The sequence below is a fragment of the Ruegeria sp. CDSC051 genome (assembly GCF_059610665.1).
In genome coordinates this window covers 71,830-87,971 of sequence record NZ_JBXWOC010000002.1, presented here as the reverse complement: position 1 = coordinate 87,971, position 16,142 = coordinate 71,830, and the positions used below count along the sequence as shown (strand labels likewise).

Here is a 16,142-nt window from a genome sequence, read left to right as displayed (position 1 = left end):
GAAGCGCTAAGTTATTAGGCTTGCCGTTCCATCTGCTCAAGCATCTTTTGGGCGCGTTTGCACTGAAGCTTGTCGCGCAAGGGGCTGTTAGGGTCCACGTCCTTTTGGCAGACCACACATTTATCCGCCCCCGAGATCGCATTCAGGCCACCGCAGCTGCCCTTGATGGTCTTACCCATCAACATTACACCCAGCGACATGCCAACCATGATGATCAGCAGCAGAATGAAGGCCAGAATAAAAGTGCTCATCTCAGCTCAACCCGTCAGTTGGTGCCCAACGCCTCTTTGAACGCTGTGCTGTGTACCGTGATATAGGCATCCTCACCGCCTGTCACATCCCGCGAGATGAAATACACGGCAAGTTTATGCGTCTCGGCAAGTTTCAAACCCTTTTCCTGACCCAAGGCCAACATCGCTGTCGCCCAAGCATCTGCCATCATAGCATTTTCGGCCAGTACCGTGACTGAAGTGGTCCGATGCGTGATCGGGCGGCCAGTAGTTGGGTCAATGATATGCGAATACCGCACACCATCTTGTTCAAAGAAATTCTTGTAATCGCCCGAGGTCGCCATGCCCAGATCGTCAAGCTGTACGATCAACTGCAGATTCTGCGCATCGGCCTGGGGTTTTTCGATCCCGATCCGCCAAGTCTCACCCTTGTCGTTATCGCCTCTTGTGACCAGATCGCCGCCGATCTCGACCATATAGTCCTCAATCCCAGCCGTGCGCAGCGTTTCGGCCACGGCGTCGATACCATACCCCTTGGCAATGGCGGACAGGTTAATGCCGACTCCGGCATCGGCCTTCGCCAAAGTTCCGGCATCGCGATCCAGTTGCAGCAATCTGGCCTGTCCGACCTTGCCCAAAGCCGCCTGGATGTCAGCATCTGCGGGCACCGGATCTTCCGGTTTGCGCGGACCAAAGCCCCAAAGCTCAATCAGCGGGCCGAGAGTCACGTCGAATGTACCCCCGGAATTCTCGTGCACATCATTCGCGGCATCAAGCACCAGCGCAAATTCATCCGAAATGGCTACAGGTTCAGTGCTGCCCGAGTCCGAAAATGTCGAAACCTCGGAATTTGGGTCCCAGTTCGACATCTTTGCGTTAACTTCGGCCAGTGTCTGTTCGACCGCACCCGCCAGCGCTTCTTCATCAACATCGACACCGATGGCCGTGATGTTGAAGGTCGTCCCCATCGTTTCGCCTGACAGGCGTACCACCTCGGGCTCTTTGTCGAACAAGCAGCCGGAAATAAGTGTGGCGACAGCCAGGACTGGCAAGAAACGCATGTGGGTCCCTCCTGAGGAAAAGCGTGCCCGGCATATGACAGCGGCCCCAATCAGAGTCAAACCTGCATCAGGCTTTCAGCGGCAGGAAGCCTAGCGCCAACAAACCGATTCCGGCGGGCACCCCGAACAGCCATGCTTTCTTTTGCCATCCCGGAGCCTGCTGTTTCCAGGTCATGCGAAAGTTATGGCCACAAACGACAACCGCAAAAAATATCAGCGCGGCAACAGGGGGGGTCAGATAAAAGTTGGACAACGGGCCGGATTTCCTTGGTTTTTGGCAGTTTTCCCCGGTTTGGGCATTTGTACCCTATACAGGTCATATGGCTGCGGTAAGGTGAAAAGCAAAGCAAGAGGAGATTGCCCATGGCCCCAAGCTCTTACCAGCCACCGACACGCGGCGACAAGGCCGCGGCTGCCTCGCATAGCCAGTCGGTTGAATCGAACCTTTCTCATACACAGACAACAGTCGAAAAGCTGCTTGTTGGCAAAGGGGGCGCCGTTTTTACCGTGCGCCCGAAAGACACAATTCATTCGGTGGTGAATATCCTCAAGGAAAAGCGGATTGGCGCTGTGGTGGTGACAGATCAGAACGGTACGCTTCAGGGTATCCTGTCCGAGCGTGATATTGTGCGCCGTATGGCCGATACTCCGGGCCAGACCCTGCCCCAATCTGTCGAAGATCTGATGACCCGCAGTGTACAGACCTGCGCGCCCGAGGATCTGTTGAACGATGTACTGAAAACAATGACAGAGGGGCGCTTTCGCCACATGCCCGTCCTCAGCGATGGCCATCTTCGTGGCGTGATCACGATCGGTGATGTCGTGCATTTCCGCCTCAAAGAGCTGGAGTATGAAGCCCTTCGCATGAAGCAGATGATCGTCGGTTGACAGCTATTCCGGCTGCTCGTTGGTTGCGATGAACCGGACCTCGCCGGCGCGAATATCAGTGGCGGTCAACCTGCCACTGAAGAAAGCGCCGGTGTCGATCGAAACAACGCCATTCTCAGCGCGGGGCTCTGACGTGATCGTATGACCATGGACAACCCACTGGCCATCTTCCCGCATCTGCCGTGAGAAATTCGGATGGCCCCACAGGCGGACTTGGCGTGTCTGCTCATCCAATGGCTTGCCCGGGTCCAGCCCTGCATGCACCACGGTGACATTCCCGCTGGTCCAGGTCAGGGGACGGTTGTGCAGCCAAGACAGCAAATCATCGCCCATTGCGCGTCGCAATCTGTCAGCCACCGAGACAGCATCCGCACCAACCGTGTCTTCATCCACACCGGTAATTCCAAATGAGGCGAGCGTTTGTAGGCCACCGTTTTGCAGCCAAAGCCTGCCGACCCGTTTTGGGTCATCGGTGAACCGCAACAGCATCTCCTCGTGATTACCCAGCAGGCAAATGAAATCATTGCCTCGGACCCGGCTAAGGTGCCGTAACTGGTGCAGCACCTGGGCGCTGTAATTGCCACGATCAATGTAGTCCCCGACAAAGATTGTGGGGCAATCTGGATCCAGCCTTGCCAGCAAAGTCTGCAACAGATCCAATCGCCCGTGGATATCCCCAACGGCATAAAACCTCTGGTCAGGCGCGATGTCAGAAACTGAATTCTGTGCCGCCTGAGGTTTTTTCCACCTGGTTTTGATCCAATCCCACACCATCGCAATTTCCTACCCTGACTGGCGGGCAACAACAATCCGCAAGTGAATTAGGGTTCCGGATTGCCCCAATGGCGCGGTTTGTGGGAAAATCCCCTTGACCTTGAGGGGCTGAAAGTATCCCTGATGTTTCAAACGGTTTTGGTTTGGGTCGAGGGTTAAATGAAGCGCGTATTAGTCACAGGCACAGCAGGGTTCATCGGTTTTCACCTGGCAAAACTACTACTGGCCGAGGGGTTTCAGGTTCACGGCTACGATGGGATGACGGATTATTACGACGTCTCGCTCAAGCAGCGCCGCCATCAGATGCTCTTGCAATCCCCTGGGTTTTCCGCAACCGAGGATCTTTTGGAAAACTACGAGCAGCTTGCAAAGGTCGCTGAGGAGTTCCAGCCCGAGGTGATCGTGCATCTCGCGGCGCAGGCTGGTGTCCGCTATAGCCTTGAGGACCCGCGCAGCTATATCAATTCCAACGTGGTCGGCACGTTCAACGTCATGGAAATCGCGCGCGAGCATAAGGTAGACCACCTTCTGATGGCTTCGACATCCTCGGTTTATGGCGCCAACGAGGTCATGCCCTTTACTGAGGTCGAAAAGGCCGACACACCGCTGACGATTTACGCCGCAACCAAAAAGGCAAACGAGGCGATGGGCCATTCCTATGCTCATTTGTGGAACCTGCCCACGACCATGTTTCGGTTCTTCACCGTGTATGGAACCTGGGGGCGACCCGATCTTGCGCTCTACAAATTTGTGGACGCCATCCTGGATGACCGCCCGATCGATATCTATAACCACGGCGACATGTATCGGGATTTCACCAATGTCGAAGACCTTGTCCGCGGTATCCGACTGCTGATCGACGTCCCTCCGGTGCGGCCGGACAGCGCAGATGAGATTGAAGAAGGTGACAGCCTGTCGCCGGCGGCGCCCTGGCGCGTGGTGAATATCGGCAATGGCGACAAAGTGCGGCTGATGGATTTTATCGAAGCCATTGAGGAAGCTATCGGCAAGAAAGCCATCCGCAATTACATGCCTATGCAGATGGGTGATGTTCCTGCCACTTGGGCGAATAGTGATCTGCTGCAAAAGCTGACCGGCTATCGTCCGCAGACAAATTTCAAAGATGGAATCGCCCAGTTTGTCGAATGGTTCCGCGACTATCATGGTAAGTGACGCATATGCTTGAAACCGACCCCAATTCCCGAAAGATTGCTGTGATCGGGCTGGGTTATGTCGGCCTGCCCCTGGCCGTGGCCTTCGGCAAAATTGGCAAGGTGATCGGATTTGACATCAATGCGGCGCGGGTCGAGGCACTACGCGCTGGCGTAGATGCAACGCATGAGGTTGAGCCACATGATCTGAGCGCGGCGGGCGGCCTGAAATTCACAACCAACCCCTCGGAGATTGCCGATTGCGATACCTATGTCGTAACCGTCCCCACGCCGATCACCGCAGGTAAGCAGCCTGATTTAGCCCCCCTTCTGGCTGCGTCGGAAACAGTTGGCCACGTATTGAAACCCGGTGATTTGGTGATCTACGAATCCACCGTCTATCCCGGCGCAACCGAAGAAGATTGCGTTCCGGTGCTGGAACGCGCCTCGGGCCTGACTTTCAACACGGATTTCTTTGCAGGCTACAGCCCCGAGCGGATCAACCCCGGTGACAAGACCCACCGTATCGCGGACATCTGCAAAGTCACCGCTGGTTCAACCCCGCAGGTCGCTGATCTGGTTGACGCGCTCTATGCCCGGATCATCACCGCTGGAACCTACAAGGCCGAAAGCATCCGCGTGGCTGAGGCCGCGAAGGTGATCGAAAACACCCAGCGCGACCTGAATATCGCTCTGGTGAACGAGTTGGCGATGATCTTCGGTCGCATGGGCATCGATACCGAGGCTGTGCTGCGCGCAGCCGGAACCAAGTGGAACTTCCTGCCCTTCCGCCCCGGTCTGGTCGGCGGGCATTGCATCGGCGTGGATCCTTACTACCTGACGCACAAGGCCGAGGCCGTGGGCCATCACCCGCAGATCATCCTTGCAGGGCGGCGCCTGAATGACAGGATGGGCAGCTATGTGGTGTCGCAACTGGTCAAACGTATGACCCGTTGCGGTATCAATGTTGGCGCCGCCCGTGTTCTGGTGATGGGCCTGACGTTCAAGGAAAACTGCCCCGACCTGCGCAACACCCGTGTCTTCGACATTATCGAAGAATTGCAAAGCTATGGCATCAGCGTCGATGTCCACGACCCTCATGCCGACCCCAAAGCTGCGCAAGAAGAATACGACCTGGACCTGATCGACCAACCTGAGCCAGGGCTCTATGACGGGGTCGTCCTGGCCGTCGCGCATGCGGAATATCGGGCACTCGATCCTTTGCAGTTTCGAGCCTATGGCAAAGAAAACAGCGTAGTCTTCGACATCAAATCCTGCCTGCCACGCGAGGCAAGCGACCTGCGCCTGTAATCGAACCAAAGGACCTAAAATGAAACCGGCGCCACAGGGCGCCGGATAACTGATTACCCGCCGAAATCGTCGAGCATGATATCTTCGCGGTCCACACCCAGATCCAGCAGCATGTTGATGACCGACTGGTTCATGATCGGCGGTCCGCACATGTAGAACTCGCAATCCTCGGGTGCCGGGTGGTTCTTGAGGTATTCGTCGAACAGCACGTTATGGATAAAGCCGGTATAGCCTTTCCAGTCGTCCTCGGGCTGGGCATCCGACAGGGCGACATGCCATTCGAAATTGTCGAACTCTTCCGCGAGGCTGTCAAAATCCTCGACAAAGAACATCTCTTTCTTGGACCGGGCACCGTACCAGAAGGTGATCTTACGGTCGCGATTCTCAAGCCGTTTGAGCTGGTCGAAAATATGGCTGCGCATGGGCGCCATACCAGCACCACCACCGATGAAGACCATCTCTCTTCCGGTTTCGCGGGCGAAGAATTCACCGAATGGACCCGAGATCGTGACCTTGTCACCCGGTTTAAGGTTGAAGATATACGACGACATCTGGCCCGCCGGTATCCCTTCGGAACCCGGAGGCGGTGAGGCAACCCGGACGTTCAGCATGATCATGCCCTTTTCGTCCGGATAGTTGGCCATGGAATAGGCGCGTTCGATGGGTTCGGCAACAACCGAGTCGTATTGCCACAGATTGAAGCGATCCCAATCTTCGCGATATTCCTCCTCGACATCGAAATCAGTGTATTTCAGCGCATGGGCGGGGGCTTCGATCTGGATATAGCCACCAGCGCGGAAATTCACATCCTCACCTTCGGGCAGGTCCAGCGTCAGCGCTTTGATAAAGGTGGCAACGTTTTCGTTCGACCGAACCGTGCATTCCCATTTCTTGACGCCAAAGACCTCTTCGGGGACCTCGATATCCATGTCTTGTTTAACTGCAACCTGACAAGACAGACGGTCGCCACAAGCGGCCTCGCGCTTGGTGATATGGCTTTCTTCGGTCGGCAGGATCGAGCCACCGCCGGAATGGACGCGTACGCGGCATTGTGCGCAGGTCCCGCCGCCGCCACAGGCCGATGGCACGAACAGTTTCTCGGCCGCCAACGTTTGCAGCAATTTGCCGCCGGCGGGCACGGACACGGTTTTCTCACCATTGATGGTGATGTTGACATTGCCTGTCGACACCAACCGCGACCGGGCGGCCATGATAAGGGCGACAAGCGCCAGAACGATCAGCGTGAAAAGAATGACGCCAAGGCTAAAGGTTTCCATTGCCGCCCCCTTACAGTTTCACGCCCGAGAAGGACATGAAGGCCATCGCCATCAGTCCCGCGGTGATAAAGGTGATCCCCAGACCTTGAAGGCCGTCGGGAATGTCCGAGTATTTCAGCTTTTCGCGCACGCCCGCCATTGCAGTTATCGCCAGCGCCCAGCCAAAGCCCGAGGACAGACCATAGGTCGTCGCCTCTGCAAAGTTATAATCCCGCTCGACCATGAACAGCGACCCGCCCAGGATGGCACAGTTCACCGTGATCAAAGGCAGGAAAATCCCCAGCGCGTTGTAGAGCGGCGGAAAATACTTGTCCAAGACCATCTCAAGGATCTGAACCATGGCCGCGATCACACCGATATACGAGATCAGGCCAAGGAAGGTCAGGTCCACATCCGGGAACCCAGCCCAGGCCAATGCGCCGGGCTTCAACAGATAGGTCAGCAGCAGGTTGTTGGCGGGAACAGTGATCGCCTGCACGACCATGACCGAGATCCCCAGACCCAGCGCGGTCGAGATCTTCTTGGACACGGCGATGAAGGTACACATGCCAAGAAAGAAGCTAAGCGCAAGGTTTTCGACAAAGATGGCCTTTACGGCCAGTGAGATAAGCCCTTCCATCAGTGCGCCTCTACCTGCTGGATTTTGTATTCACGTTCTTCGACCTGGTTCGGCTTCCATGTTCGGAAGGCCCAGATGATCAGGCCGATGATAAAGAACGCCGAAGGCGGCAACAGCAGCATACCGTTAGGTACGTACCAGCCGCCATTGTTCACAGTCTGCAAGATGGTGACACCGAACAGCGACCCGGCCCCCAACAGCTCGCGGATAAAACCGACTAGCAACAGGATCAGCCCATAGCCCATGCCGTTGCCAACACCGTCGATAAAAGACGCGATCGGGGGGTTCTTCATCGCAAATGCCTCGGCACGGCCCATCACGATACAGTTTGTGATGATCAGCCCGACGAAAACCGACAGGGTCTTCGAAATCTGAAAAGCATAGGCCTTGAGAACCTGATCCACCAGGATCACCAGCGATGCGATGATCACCATCTGGACGATGATCCGGATTGAGCCGGGTATCTGGTTGCGCAACATCGAGATGAACATGGACGAGAATGCGGTCACGAAGGTCACAGCCAGCGCCATTACAAAGGCCACCTGCAACGAAGATGTCACGGCCAGCGCGGAACAGATGCCCAGGACCTGCAGCGTGATCGGGTTATTGTCGACAAGCGGGTCGACCAGCATCTCTTTCTTGGTCTGAGACATCAAAACTCTCCTGCTTGCAGTTTGGCCAGGAACCGGGCGTAGCCCGCGTCACCCATCCAGAATTTCACCAGGTTATCGACACCAACTGAGGTCAGAGTAGCCCCAGCCAGCGCGTCGACATAGAAATCGGGACCGGCGGCGGGTTGCGACTTGGCGACGGTAATCTGCAGCTCGCCTGAATCGTCGCGCAATTTCTTGCCATTCCACAGACCTTTCCATCGCGGGTTGTCCACCTCGGCGCCAAGGCCGGGGGTCTCACCATGCTGATAGAACTGCAGGCCGTAGATGTCGTTGCCGTTATTTTCTAGAGCGATAAAACCATAGAGCGTCGACCACAGGCCATAACCATGCAGCGGCAGGATCACTTTGTCTAAATCGCCCGCATCATCGCGCAACAGATAGATCACTCGGTACTTGGCCTGACGACCAATACCCGCCGGGTCAGTGTCCAATGCTACGCTGAGTTCAGGATCACTTGCAGCAGCCTGGTCATCAAAGGTTGCCGGATCGAACTGATCGTCGACAAATTCGCCGGTGGCAAGCTCGAGCACATGCGGCTCGAACGCAGCGAAGGCTTCGGTCACATCTATGCCCGGCTCGAAGACACCAGCCACCTGCAAAACGTTAACCTGTTTGTCCTTCAGCGCGTTGGCTTCTTGCACCGGGCGCAGGCTGACCGCAGCGGCGGAGACCACCATCGAGGCAACAAGACAGACGGCAACGGCGACGAAGATCGTCTTGCCAACCGAATCCGGCGAGGCGGCCAGAAAGCGAGCCAATGCGCCCTTGGGTTCTTGAGGTTGCGGATCAGACATGGCGACGCGCCCTCCGTTTGATATTGGCCTGCACGACGAAATAGTCGATCAGCGGTGCAAAGACATTGCCGAACAGGATGGCCAGCATCATGCCTTCGGGGAAGGCCGGATTAATCACGCGTATCATCACAACCATCACACCGATCAAGGCGCCATAGATATAGCGGCCCAGGTTGGTGTGGCTGGCGGAAACCGGTTCGGTCACCATGAAGGCCAAGCCAAATGCATACCCACCCAGAACCACATGCCAATACCACGGCATCGCGAACATCGGGTTGGTATCCGACCCGATCAGGTTCAGCAGCAGAGTAAATCCGATGGTCCCGGCCAGACAGCCAACGATCAGGCGGTAATTGGCAATCTTGGTCATCAGCAGGAAGGCCATACCGATCAAGCAGGCCAAGGTCGAGGTCTCGCCAAAGCTGCCCTGAATGGTGCCGTAAAAAGCGCTGGACCATGTGATCCCTTCGGCAGCAAGAGCCTGTACGCCCTCGGCCGCTGACACCGCCAGCGCGGTTGCACCCGAGAACCCGTCAACCGGGGTCCAGACCGAGTCACCCGACATCTGCGCAGGATAAGCGAAGTACAGGAACGCACGACCAACCAGCGCGGGGTTAAGGAAGTTCTTGCCAGTGCCGCCAAATACCTCTTTGCCGATCACCACACCGAAGATGATGCCCAAAGCCACCTGCCACAAGGGTGTAGTGGCCGGCATAATCAGTGTATAAAGCATTGATGTTACAAGGAAACCTTCGTTCACCTCATGGCGGCGCACGGTGGCAAAGATGACCTCGAATATACCGCCTGCGACCAGTGTGACGATGTAGATAGGCAGAAAATACATCAACCCGTGCATCACATTTGCAAAGACACTGCTGGGGTCCAGCGAGAGACCAAACATCTGGAGCAGAGCGATGCGCCAACCGGTGGCAGAGTCCGGCCCGAGGCTGGCGATGGCCGAGTTGGCCTGATAGCCGGTGTTCCACATCCCCCAAAGGATACAGGGAATGGTCGCGATCACGACATAGGTCATGATCCGCTTCATATCCACGTAAGACCGCGCATGCGGGGCCACTGAGGTCACGGTTTTCGGAGTGTAGATAAAGCTTTCGACCATCTCGTAGATGGGGAAATACTTTTCGTACTTGCCGCCCTTGGTAAAGTTCGGCTCGATCCGATCGAAGAAGCTGCGCAAACCCATTTGGATCAGCCCTCCTTTTCAATCTTGTTCAGGCAGTCGCGCAGCGCCAGCCCGTATTCATATTTTGCCGGACAGGCAAAGCCGACAAGGCCCAGATCCTCTTCGTCCAGCTCTAGCGCGCCCAGAGCTTGCGCAGTATCGGTGTCCATCACCAGTAGTGCCCGCAGCAGTTGCGTCGGCAGATAGTCCTGCGGCATCAGCTCTTCGAACGTACCCGTGGGCACCATGGCGCGGCGCCCCCCATTCAGATTCGAACTGAGCGCGTACAGCTTTTTGGCGAAAGCAGAACCCAGCACCGGCTGAACCGCAAATTTCGAAGGCATCGGGCGGATCCAACCCATCGGAATCTGGTCGTGGTCCTCACGGATGATGGTCATCTGCCTTGCAAAACGCCCCAGAAAAGCCGTTGGGCCATCCGCATGCTGACCAGATAGGATCGAGCCCGAAATGATCCGTACGGTGCCGTCCACATCAATCTCATCCCGGGTGAGGTCTTCGGTCGACGCTCCCATCACCGTACGGATCAGGCGCGGCTGACGGGCACCCGGGCCAGTCAGGGCGATCACCAGATTAGGGTCCAGATGGCCCGTCTGCATCAGGCGGCCAATCGCGATGACATCCTGATACCCGATGGTCCAGACCTGCTTTTCGCCCGCAAGCGGTTCGAGGAAATGGATGTGGGTTCCGGCCAAACCCGCAGGATGCGGACCAGAGAATGCCGCCGCCTCAACGTCTGGCAGATCGCTACCCGGAACCGAAGCACCGTCCTGCTGGCACAAATAGGTTTTGCCCTCGGACAGCTTGGATACGGCTACCAGACCATCCGCAAATGCTTTGCCCGCGTCATTGATGATGAGTTCTGCATCTCCGGCCAGTGGCTCGCTATCCATGGCGGTGACGAAAATCGCTGCTGGCTTGGTGCCCGGAACTGGCATCTTGGAATAGGGACGCGTACGGAAAGCGGTCCACAACCCCGCGGCGCATAGCTTGGCGGTGACACCCTCGGTGCTGTCCGCATCACCAACACCCGAGAAATCGATACCCGTGTCGTTGGCATCCGCAACCTCAATCACAACGCTCTGCAAAACCCGGCGCGCACCACGGTTGATGGCAACGATCTTACCACTCAGCGGGGCGACCATCATCGCCTCGGGTGCGTCCTTGTGACAGAATAACGGAGTGCCACGTTGAACGTCATCCCCCTCCTGAACCAGCATTCGCGGTTTCAAGCCAAGGTAATCGCCCCCCAAAACCCCAACAGTCTTGAATTCTGGACCCGGATGGATGGTTTGCTCCGGTGCGCCTTGCACCGGCAACTCCAACCCTTTTTTCAGTTTGAAAGTTTGCATGTCGCTACGGTCTTCCAAGCCTCTTTACCTGTGCCGGCTGAGCCAACACCTATCTAGTGTCAGACAATAACGCGAGAATTCCAAGCAGTCGTCGCAAAAGCGTCGAATTGCGACTGAAATCCGCGGCCGTCCCTCTGATTGTGGCCCCTTTACGCGGGGATGATACCAAAAGCAAACCTGTAACCGTCAAAATTCCCTCACGGTATTCACTTTCTTGTATCACTTTCGCTGAAATTGCCTGTCGCGCCCCGATCATGTCCGGTGTAAGCACCCTTGATGGAACAAACGAACGATCTGGAAATTTTTCTGGTAGCAACGCCCGGACTAGAGGCGCCGCTGCATGCCGAGGCCACCGAACAGGGATTCGCCGATGCCAAGGTCATTGCTGGTGGCGTGGTTTGTCGGGGCGGGTGGCCCGAAGTCTGGCGTGCCAACCTTTGCCTTCGGGGCGCAAATAAAGTTCTGGTTCGGATTGGCAGCTTTCCCGCTGTCCATCTTGCACAACTGGACAAACGCGCCAGAAAATTTCCGTGGTCAGATTTCCTGCGTCCGGAAGTGCCGGTAAAAGTCGAGGCGACAAGCCGCAAATCGCGCATCTATCATGCGGGTGCCGCGCGCCAAAGGATCGAACGAGCGCTGGCCGAGACACTGGGGGCTCCAATCTCGACAGATGCAGCCCTGCGCGTGCTTTTGCGGATTGAGAAAGACATCTGCACATTCTCGATCGACACCTCCGGAGATCCCCTGCACAAGCGAGGTCACAAGACTTCCGTCGCCAAGGCCCCCATGCGCGAGACAATGGCGGCCATGTTCCTGCGCGAATGTGGCTATCACGGGACCGAACCGGTGCTGGATCCCATGTGCGGGTCGGGCACTTTCGTCATCGAGGCTGCCGAGATCTCGTTGGGCCTGCTTCCCGGTCGCACGCGTAATTTTGCATTCGAAAGCCTAAGGAGTTTTGATCCCGACATCTGGTCCGACATGCGCGCCGGGTCACCCTCCCCTGCCCCCGAGGTTCAGTTCTTCGGCTCCGACAGGAATGCAGGTGCGATCGAGGCCGCAAAAGCTAACGCGGAACAAGCCGGTGTTTCGACCAATACAACATTTCATTGCCACTCCGTCAGCGATCTGAAGCCCCCGCAAGGTGCTGAGGGGTTAGTGATCGTAAACCCCCCTTATGGCACCAGGATAGGCGATGAAAAACGTCTGCGATCCTTGTATGGGAGTTTCGGCAAGGTTCTGATGTCACGCTTCAAAGGCTGGCGCGTTGGCATCGTAACAAGCACCCCATCCCTGGCCCATGCCACACGCCTTCCTTTGCTTCCGGCAGGGCCTGTAGTGGATCACGGCGGCACAAAAATCCGACTTTATCGCACTGACCGCCTGATCTGACATGGGGCTAATCACAGGGATTTTGAGCCTGTCCAAAGCCTGTTACTAATCACAAACCAGACCCAGAATCCCTCTTGCACATCCAAACCCTCAGGTATAAATCACCCGCCACGGTCGGAGTGTAGCTCAGCCTGGTAGAGCACTGTCTTCGGGAGGCAGGGGTCGGAGGTTCGAATCCTCTCACTCCGACCAATAAAATCAACACCTTACTAATTGCCACCGAATTGCTCCGAGTACGCAGGAAGCACATAGTAAGCACGGCATTTGTGATCTTGTGTTTTGAACTGTAGCTATTAATTCTCAGCGATTATTGCTTGTTTTCAAAATCTTAATGCTATGATTGATCTTCACGACCCCTTCTGGGGTAACAAAGGGGAACCTCACCAAGACGGATTCCCAAAATAGACCATCCGTTTGCTCTTACGATAGAGATATAGATAGAGAGCTATAGGTAAGATAGCTTGTTTTCCTCGGAGCCGCCTTCGCGCGCTTCATATTTTTAGCGGAGGTGGCTCCGAGGTGAACAAGCGGGTTTTCCTTGGTGAGCAAGAGCATTCATTTAGCGTTGCTCTTTCCTCCCTCCCCTAAAAAATTCTGATTTCACCGTTGTTTAAATCTCGCCAATGATCAAAAGCCTTTGCAGCTCGGCCATATTTCGGGCTACAGCTTGAAACGGAGCCATCACGCGTGGCTCTGGGGCGTAGAACACCCCTGCACTAAGCGGTAGGTGCTGACCGTTTTCAGCGCCACTCTCCTTGACCCCTGCGGTCGGGGAGCCTGTGGCGTATGTCCAGGACCCCGGTCTAAAGGCCACAGGGACCGGCTTAGTGCGGTTGTTCTAACTCCCCGATCACCAGGATCAGGATCGAGACCACCTTGCGGGGGCGTACCGCAGGGAACGGTCTTTGGGAGACCTATCCTTGCTTGCGAAGGACACACCAACCGCCGCCTCGATTTTTGATGGGACGGATAGGATAATTCATGACGCTCTTGGCCTCCAAAACGGCCAATCTCTCAAACAAATTTCCACCTGCCAAAATCTTTGCCGTGGTTCGCTGCCTGCTTCGTTGAAACCTGAAATTGTCTCATTACTTTTCGCACAAATTACAAAAAACTGGACTGGTCGTGTCCCTTCCGCCGAAAATTGGCGGCAGGAACGGCGGACTGCGATTTCAGATTACAATCGTAGCCTAGAAGTAGTGCTGGAACGGGCGATTGTGACCCTCGCGGACTTGGGTGATCTCACCGGATGGTACAATCAGACACCTGTTGCTTCCGGGCTGGTAAATGCTCGCTCCGATAAAAGAGCTGCGTTAGATTTGATCCGAATTGACGGTGAATTCGCAGAGTTAGTCGAGTTGAAATGGGCCAGCGACACGCCACTTTTTGCTTTATTTGAGGTGCTTAGATATGGGCTCGCGCTTGTTTTTAGTAGGCAAAACGCGCAAGAGTTTCGGTATTCCGGGCGTCCTTTGATCGAAGCCTCTAACATGAAGCTCGTCGTGTTGGCACCAGCTCAGTACTACTCAGGCTACGACCTAGGTGCATTTGAAGAGATCGCAAATCACGGGCTTGAACAACTGTCCCTCACATGCCCAGATTGCCCTAAAATGGGCTTCCAGTTTTTAAAATTCCCTGAGAGTTTTGAGCTGCCTATTGCATCCGGCGCAGAATTGAACGCGATGAAAAATGGCAACGAAACCGCTGCACGGTTGCGGATTAGAAAAGCAGTAAATTCACTTCAGCCAGTAGTAGAACCAACTTTATGAGAATACGTATTCACCGGGGGAGCAATGAGATTGGCGGAAATTGCGTCGAATTGCACGCAGAAGGGGTATCAATTCTGTTGGACCTCGGTGAGCCGCTTATGGGCAGCGAGTTCGGGGAAGAGGCGTTGCCGGAGGTTGAAGGCCTCACAGATGGAACAAATCCGAACCTGTTAGGCATAGTCATTTCTCACCCCCATTTGGATCACTACGGTCTGGTCAAATTCGCATCACCAGAACTTCCTAAATTTATTGGGCGTGAGGCTGACAAGCTTTTGCGAGCGGCCAGCGCGTTTACTCCTTTCGGAGTGAACTTTGAAAATGTGCACCACTATCAGGACAAAAAGCCATTCCAGATCGGTCCATTTCGCATCACCCCTTACATCGCAGATCATTCCGCTTTTGATTCCTATTCGTTTCTGATCGAAGCTGTGGGCAAGACATTGTTCTATTCAGGAGACCTGCGAAGTCACGGTTGGAAGGACTGGGCTTTCAAGCGATTGCTGAACAATCCACCTAAGCATGTTGATGCAATGCTTTTGGAAGGAACAACGCTGAGTCGGGATAGCGACGGCCCGACTGTGACAGAAGTTGGTTTGGTCGATAAGATAGCAGCGAAAATCCGGGACACTAAAGGTATCGTTCTCGCGGGTTTTTCTGGTCAGAACATTGATAGGCTAGTCACATTCTACAAGGCCACCTTGAAAACCGGCCGTAGTTTCGTAGCTGATGCGTACATTGCGCATCTGCTCCACTCCATAGGGCGACCATCGTTACCAGACCCCACTTCAGACGCGATGCGTGTTTTCCTACCAAATCGTATGAAACGCCAAATTATTCGGAGCCAACGTTTCGATATTGTCGAGCCATTCCGTAGGTCTCGTATCTACCCGGAGGAGATGCTTACCAACAACGCCAAGTTGGTCGTAACATTTCGAGCATCAATGGCGGATGACTTTGAAAATATTGACCTCATAAACGGTGGACGTCTGATCTATTCAATGTGGCCGGGTTATTTAGAGAATGGCTCGTCCAACCTGCTAGACTGGTGCACTGAAAGAGGCGTTGCTTTCGACATTTTGCATACCTCGGGTCACGCTACCTACGAGGACCTTTCCCATCTTGTGCGCGCGTTTCAACCGCAGTCTGTGATACCAATCCATACCCTTGCTCCAGAGCGTTTCGAGAGCCTAGGTGCACCTGTTAAACATGTTCCAGACAATCGGTGGCATCTAGTTTAAGTACGACCTAGAACGTCAGAGATGATCATCCTGAAGCTCAGCCTCCGTAGGAAAATGGCGACAACGCTTGGGGTAACCATGGGGAACCCATCCATGACAGCCGCAATATTTTCAACACTCCGCGTGGCAGACTAACCGCACGCCTCGGAAAAGCCCAAAGGCTACGCTCGTCCGTTGCAGGGTATTCGACTGTTTCTGCGCTTACGGCAAAACCTCAACTTCTCGAATACTTGTTACGCATGTGTCTATTGCCAATACTGATTGCGATCATCTACTCCCGGTTCTTCTTAGGTTGCTTAGTTGAGATGTTCCTATGTGAGTCTTCCATTGACCATTGGTTGTTTTGATTATTCTTCATTTCAGTTGGTGAATTGTTCCAAGTGTGAGTTTGTTTTCCAGAGTCCAGATATTTGA

At 55.1% G+C, this 16,142-nt stretch carries 15 protein-coding genes and 1 tRNA gene; 7 read left to right on the top strand and 9 right to left on the bottom strand.

Annotated features, from left to right (window positions below; all coding sequences use genetic code 11):
• Positions 1-14: 14 nt before the first annotated feature.
• Positions 15-251, bottom strand: coding sequence for a (Na+)-NQR maturation NqrM (nqrM, locus tag AC2FH0_RS06035; RefSeq protein ID WP_271948901.1), 237 nt, complete (start codon positions 249-251; stop codon positions 15-17).
• Between the two features lie 14 nt (positions 252-265).
• Positions 266-1,291, bottom strand: a complete 1,026-nt coding sequence (locus tag AC2FH0_RS06030; RefSeq protein WP_496788829.1) for an FAD:protein FMN transferase — start codon at positions 1,289-1,291, stop codon at positions 266-268.
• A 363-nt stretch (positions 1,292-1,654) separates the two neighbouring features.
• Between AC2FH0_RS06030 and AC2FH0_RS06025 the strand changes: the two genes are divergently transcribed.
• Entirely contained in the window at positions 1,655-2,179 is a 525-nt protein-coding gene (locus AC2FH0_RS06025; RefSeq protein WP_496788828.1) for a CBS domain-containing protein, read from the top strand.
• A gap of 3 nt (positions 2,180-2,182) precedes the next feature.
• Here AC2FH0_RS06025 and AC2FH0_RS06020 read toward each other — a convergent pair whose 3' ends face one another.
• Positions 2,183-2,953, bottom strand: a complete 771-nt coding sequence (locus AC2FH0_RS06020) for a metallophosphoesterase family protein (protein ID WP_496788826.1) — start codon at positions 2,951-2,953, stop codon at positions 2,183-2,185.
• Positions 2,954-3,112: 159 nt separating this feature from the next.
• On the opposite strand from AC2FH0_RS06020, the gene AC2FH0_RS06015 reads away from it, so the two are divergent.
• Both AC2FH0_RS06015 and tviB read left to right on the top strand, forming a co-directional pair.
• Complete coding sequence (locus AC2FH0_RS06015) at positions 3,113-4,126, top strand: GDP-mannose 4,6-dehydratase (RefSeq protein ID WP_281995105.1); 1,014 nt, start codon at positions 3,113-3,115, stop codon at positions 4,124-4,126.
• Positions 4,127-4,131: 5 nt separating this feature from the next.
• Positions 4,132-5,415 carry a Vi polysaccharide biosynthesis UDP-N-acetylglucosamine C-6 dehydrogenase TviB gene (tviB, locus tag AC2FH0_RS06010; RefSeq protein WP_496701843.1) on the top strand — a complete coding sequence of 428 codons (1,284 nt, stop codon included), beginning with the start codon at positions 4,132-4,134 and terminating at the stop codon, positions 5,413-5,415.
• A gap of 53 nt (positions 5,416-5,468) precedes the next feature.
• Here the strand turns inward: tviB and nqrF are convergent, their stop codons facing one another.
• The 6 genes from nqrF to AC2FH0_RS05980 are packed head-to-tail and all read right to left on the bottom strand — an operon-like array spanning position 5,469 to position 11,329.
• Positions 5,469-6,692, bottom strand: a complete 1,224-nt coding sequence (nqrF, locus tag AC2FH0_RS06005) for an NADH:ubiquinone reductase (Na(+)-transporting) subunit F (RefSeq protein WP_282021772.1) — start codon at positions 6,690-6,692, stop codon at positions 5,469-5,471.
• A gap of 10 nt (positions 6,693-6,702) precedes the next feature.
• A complete protein-coding gene (gene nqrE / locus AC2FH0_RS06000) occupies positions 6,703-7,311 on the bottom strand; it encodes an NADH:ubiquinone reductase (Na(+)-transporting) subunit E (protein WP_142636377.1) in 609 nt (202 codons plus the stop codon).
• Positions 7,311-7,964, bottom strand: a complete 654-nt coding sequence (locus AC2FH0_RS05995; protein WP_142636378.1) for an NADH:ubiquinone reductase (Na(+)-transporting) subunit D — start codon at positions 7,962-7,964, stop codon at positions 7,311-7,313. Before AC2FH0_RS05995 ends, nqrE begins: the two co-directional genes overlap by 1 nt.
• Positions 7,964-8,779, bottom strand: a complete 816-nt coding sequence (locus AC2FH0_RS05990) for a Na(+)-translocating NADH-quinone reductase subunit C (protein ID WP_271948921.1) — start codon at positions 8,777-8,779, stop codon at positions 7,964-7,966. The genes AC2FH0_RS05995 and AC2FH0_RS05990 overlap by 1 nt, the downstream gene beginning before the upstream one ends.
• The gene (locus AC2FH0_RS05985) at positions 8,772-9,980 is read right to left on the bottom strand and encodes an NADH:ubiquinone reductase (Na(+)-transporting) subunit B (protein ID WP_271948924.1); all 1,209 of its coding nucleotides are present in this window, start codon (positions 9,978-9,980) and stop codon (positions 8,772-8,774) included. The genes AC2FH0_RS05990 and AC2FH0_RS05985 overlap by 8 nt, the downstream gene beginning before the upstream one ends.
• Positions 9,981-9,985: 5 nt before the next feature.
• A complete protein-coding gene (locus tag AC2FH0_RS05980) occupies positions 9,986-11,329 on the bottom strand; it encodes a Na(+)-translocating NADH-quinone reductase subunit A (protein WP_496691578.1) in 1,344 nt (447 codons plus the stop codon).
• Positions 11,330-11,605: 276 nt separating this feature from the next.
• On the opposite strand from AC2FH0_RS05980, the gene AC2FH0_RS05975 reads away from it, so the two are divergent.
• The 4 genes from AC2FH0_RS05975 to AC2FH0_RS05960 all read left to right on the top strand — a co-directional run bounded on the left by AC2FH0_RS05975 (position 11,606) and on the right by AC2FH0_RS05960 (position 15,728).
• Positions 11,606-12,721 carry a THUMP domain-containing class I SAM-dependent RNA methyltransferase gene (locus AC2FH0_RS05975; RefSeq protein ID WP_496788825.1) on the top strand — a complete coding sequence of 372 codons (1,116 nt, stop codon included), beginning with the start codon at positions 11,606-11,608 and terminating at the stop codon, positions 12,719-12,721.
• Positions 12,722-12,836: 115 nt separating this feature from the next.
• Positions 12,837-12,913: transfer RNA gene (locus AC2FH0_RS05970), tRNA-Pro, on the top strand.
• Between the two features lie 728 nt (positions 12,914-13,641).
• Positions 13,642-14,490 carry a hypothetical protein gene (locus AC2FH0_RS05965; RefSeq protein ID WP_496788823.1) on the top strand — a complete coding sequence of 283 codons (849 nt, stop codon included), beginning with the start codon at positions 13,642-13,644 and terminating at the stop codon, positions 14,488-14,490.
• Positions 14,487-15,728: an MBL fold metallo-hydrolase gene (locus tag AC2FH0_RS05960; RefSeq protein WP_496788822.1), complete on the top strand. Its 1,242-nt coding sequence runs from the start codon at positions 14,487-14,489 to the stop codon at positions 15,726-15,728. Before AC2FH0_RS05965 ends, AC2FH0_RS05960 begins: the two co-directional genes overlap by 4 nt.
• Positions 15,729-16,142: the final 414 nt, after the last annotated feature.

Coding starts and splice junctions, on each gene's coding strand:
- nqrM (WP_271948901.1), bottom strand. CDS start 251: ATGAGCACTTTTATTCTGGCCTTCATTCTGCTGCTGATCATCATGGTT.
- AC2FH0_RS06030 (WP_496788829.1), bottom strand. CDS start 1,291: ATGCGTTTCTTGCCAGTCCTGGCTGTCGCCACACTTATTTCCGGCTGC.
- AC2FH0_RS06025 (WP_496788828.1), top strand. CDS start 1,655: ATGGCCCCAAGCTCTTACCAGCCACCGACACGCGGCGACAAGGCCGCG.
- AC2FH0_RS06020 (WP_496788826.1), bottom strand. CDS start 2,953: ATGGTGTGGGATTGGATCAAAACCAGGTGGAAAAAACCTCAGGCGGCA.
- AC2FH0_RS06015 (WP_281995105.1), top strand. CDS start 3,113: ATGAAGCGCGTATTAGTCACAGGCACAGCAGGGTTCATCGGTTTTCAC.
- tviB (WP_496701843.1), top strand. CDS start 4,132: ATGCTTGAAACCGACCCCAATTCCCGAAAGATTGCTGTGATCGGGCTG.
- nqrF (WP_282021772.1), bottom strand. CDS start 6,692: ATGGAAACCTTTAGCCTTGGCGTCATTCTTTTCACGCTGATCGTTCTG.
- nqrE (WP_142636377.1), bottom strand. CDS start 7,311: ATGGAAGGGCTTATCTCACTGGCCGTAAAGGCCATCTTTGTCGAAAAC.
- AC2FH0_RS05995 (WP_142636378.1), bottom strand. CDS start 7,964: ATGTCTCAGACCAAGAAAGAGATGCTGGTCGACCCGCTTGTCGACAAT.
- AC2FH0_RS05990 (WP_271948921.1), bottom strand. CDS start 8,779: ATGTCTGATCCGCAACCTCAAGAACCCAAGGGCGCATTGGCTCGCTTT.
- AC2FH0_RS05985 (WP_271948924.1), bottom strand. CDS start 9,980: ATGGGTTTGCGCAGCTTCTTCGATCGGATCGAGCCGAACTTTACCAAG.
- AC2FH0_RS05980 (WP_496691578.1), bottom strand. CDS start 11,329: ATGCAAACTTTCAAACTGAAAAAAGGGTTGGAGTTGCCGGTGCAAGGC.
- AC2FH0_RS05975 (WP_496788825.1), top strand. CDS start 11,606: ATGGAACAAACGAACGATCTGGAAATTTTTCTGGTAGCAACGCCCGGA.
- AC2FH0_RS05960 (WP_496788822.1), top strand. CDS start 14,487: ATGAGAATACGTATTCACCGGGGGAGCAATGAGATTGGCGGAAATTGC.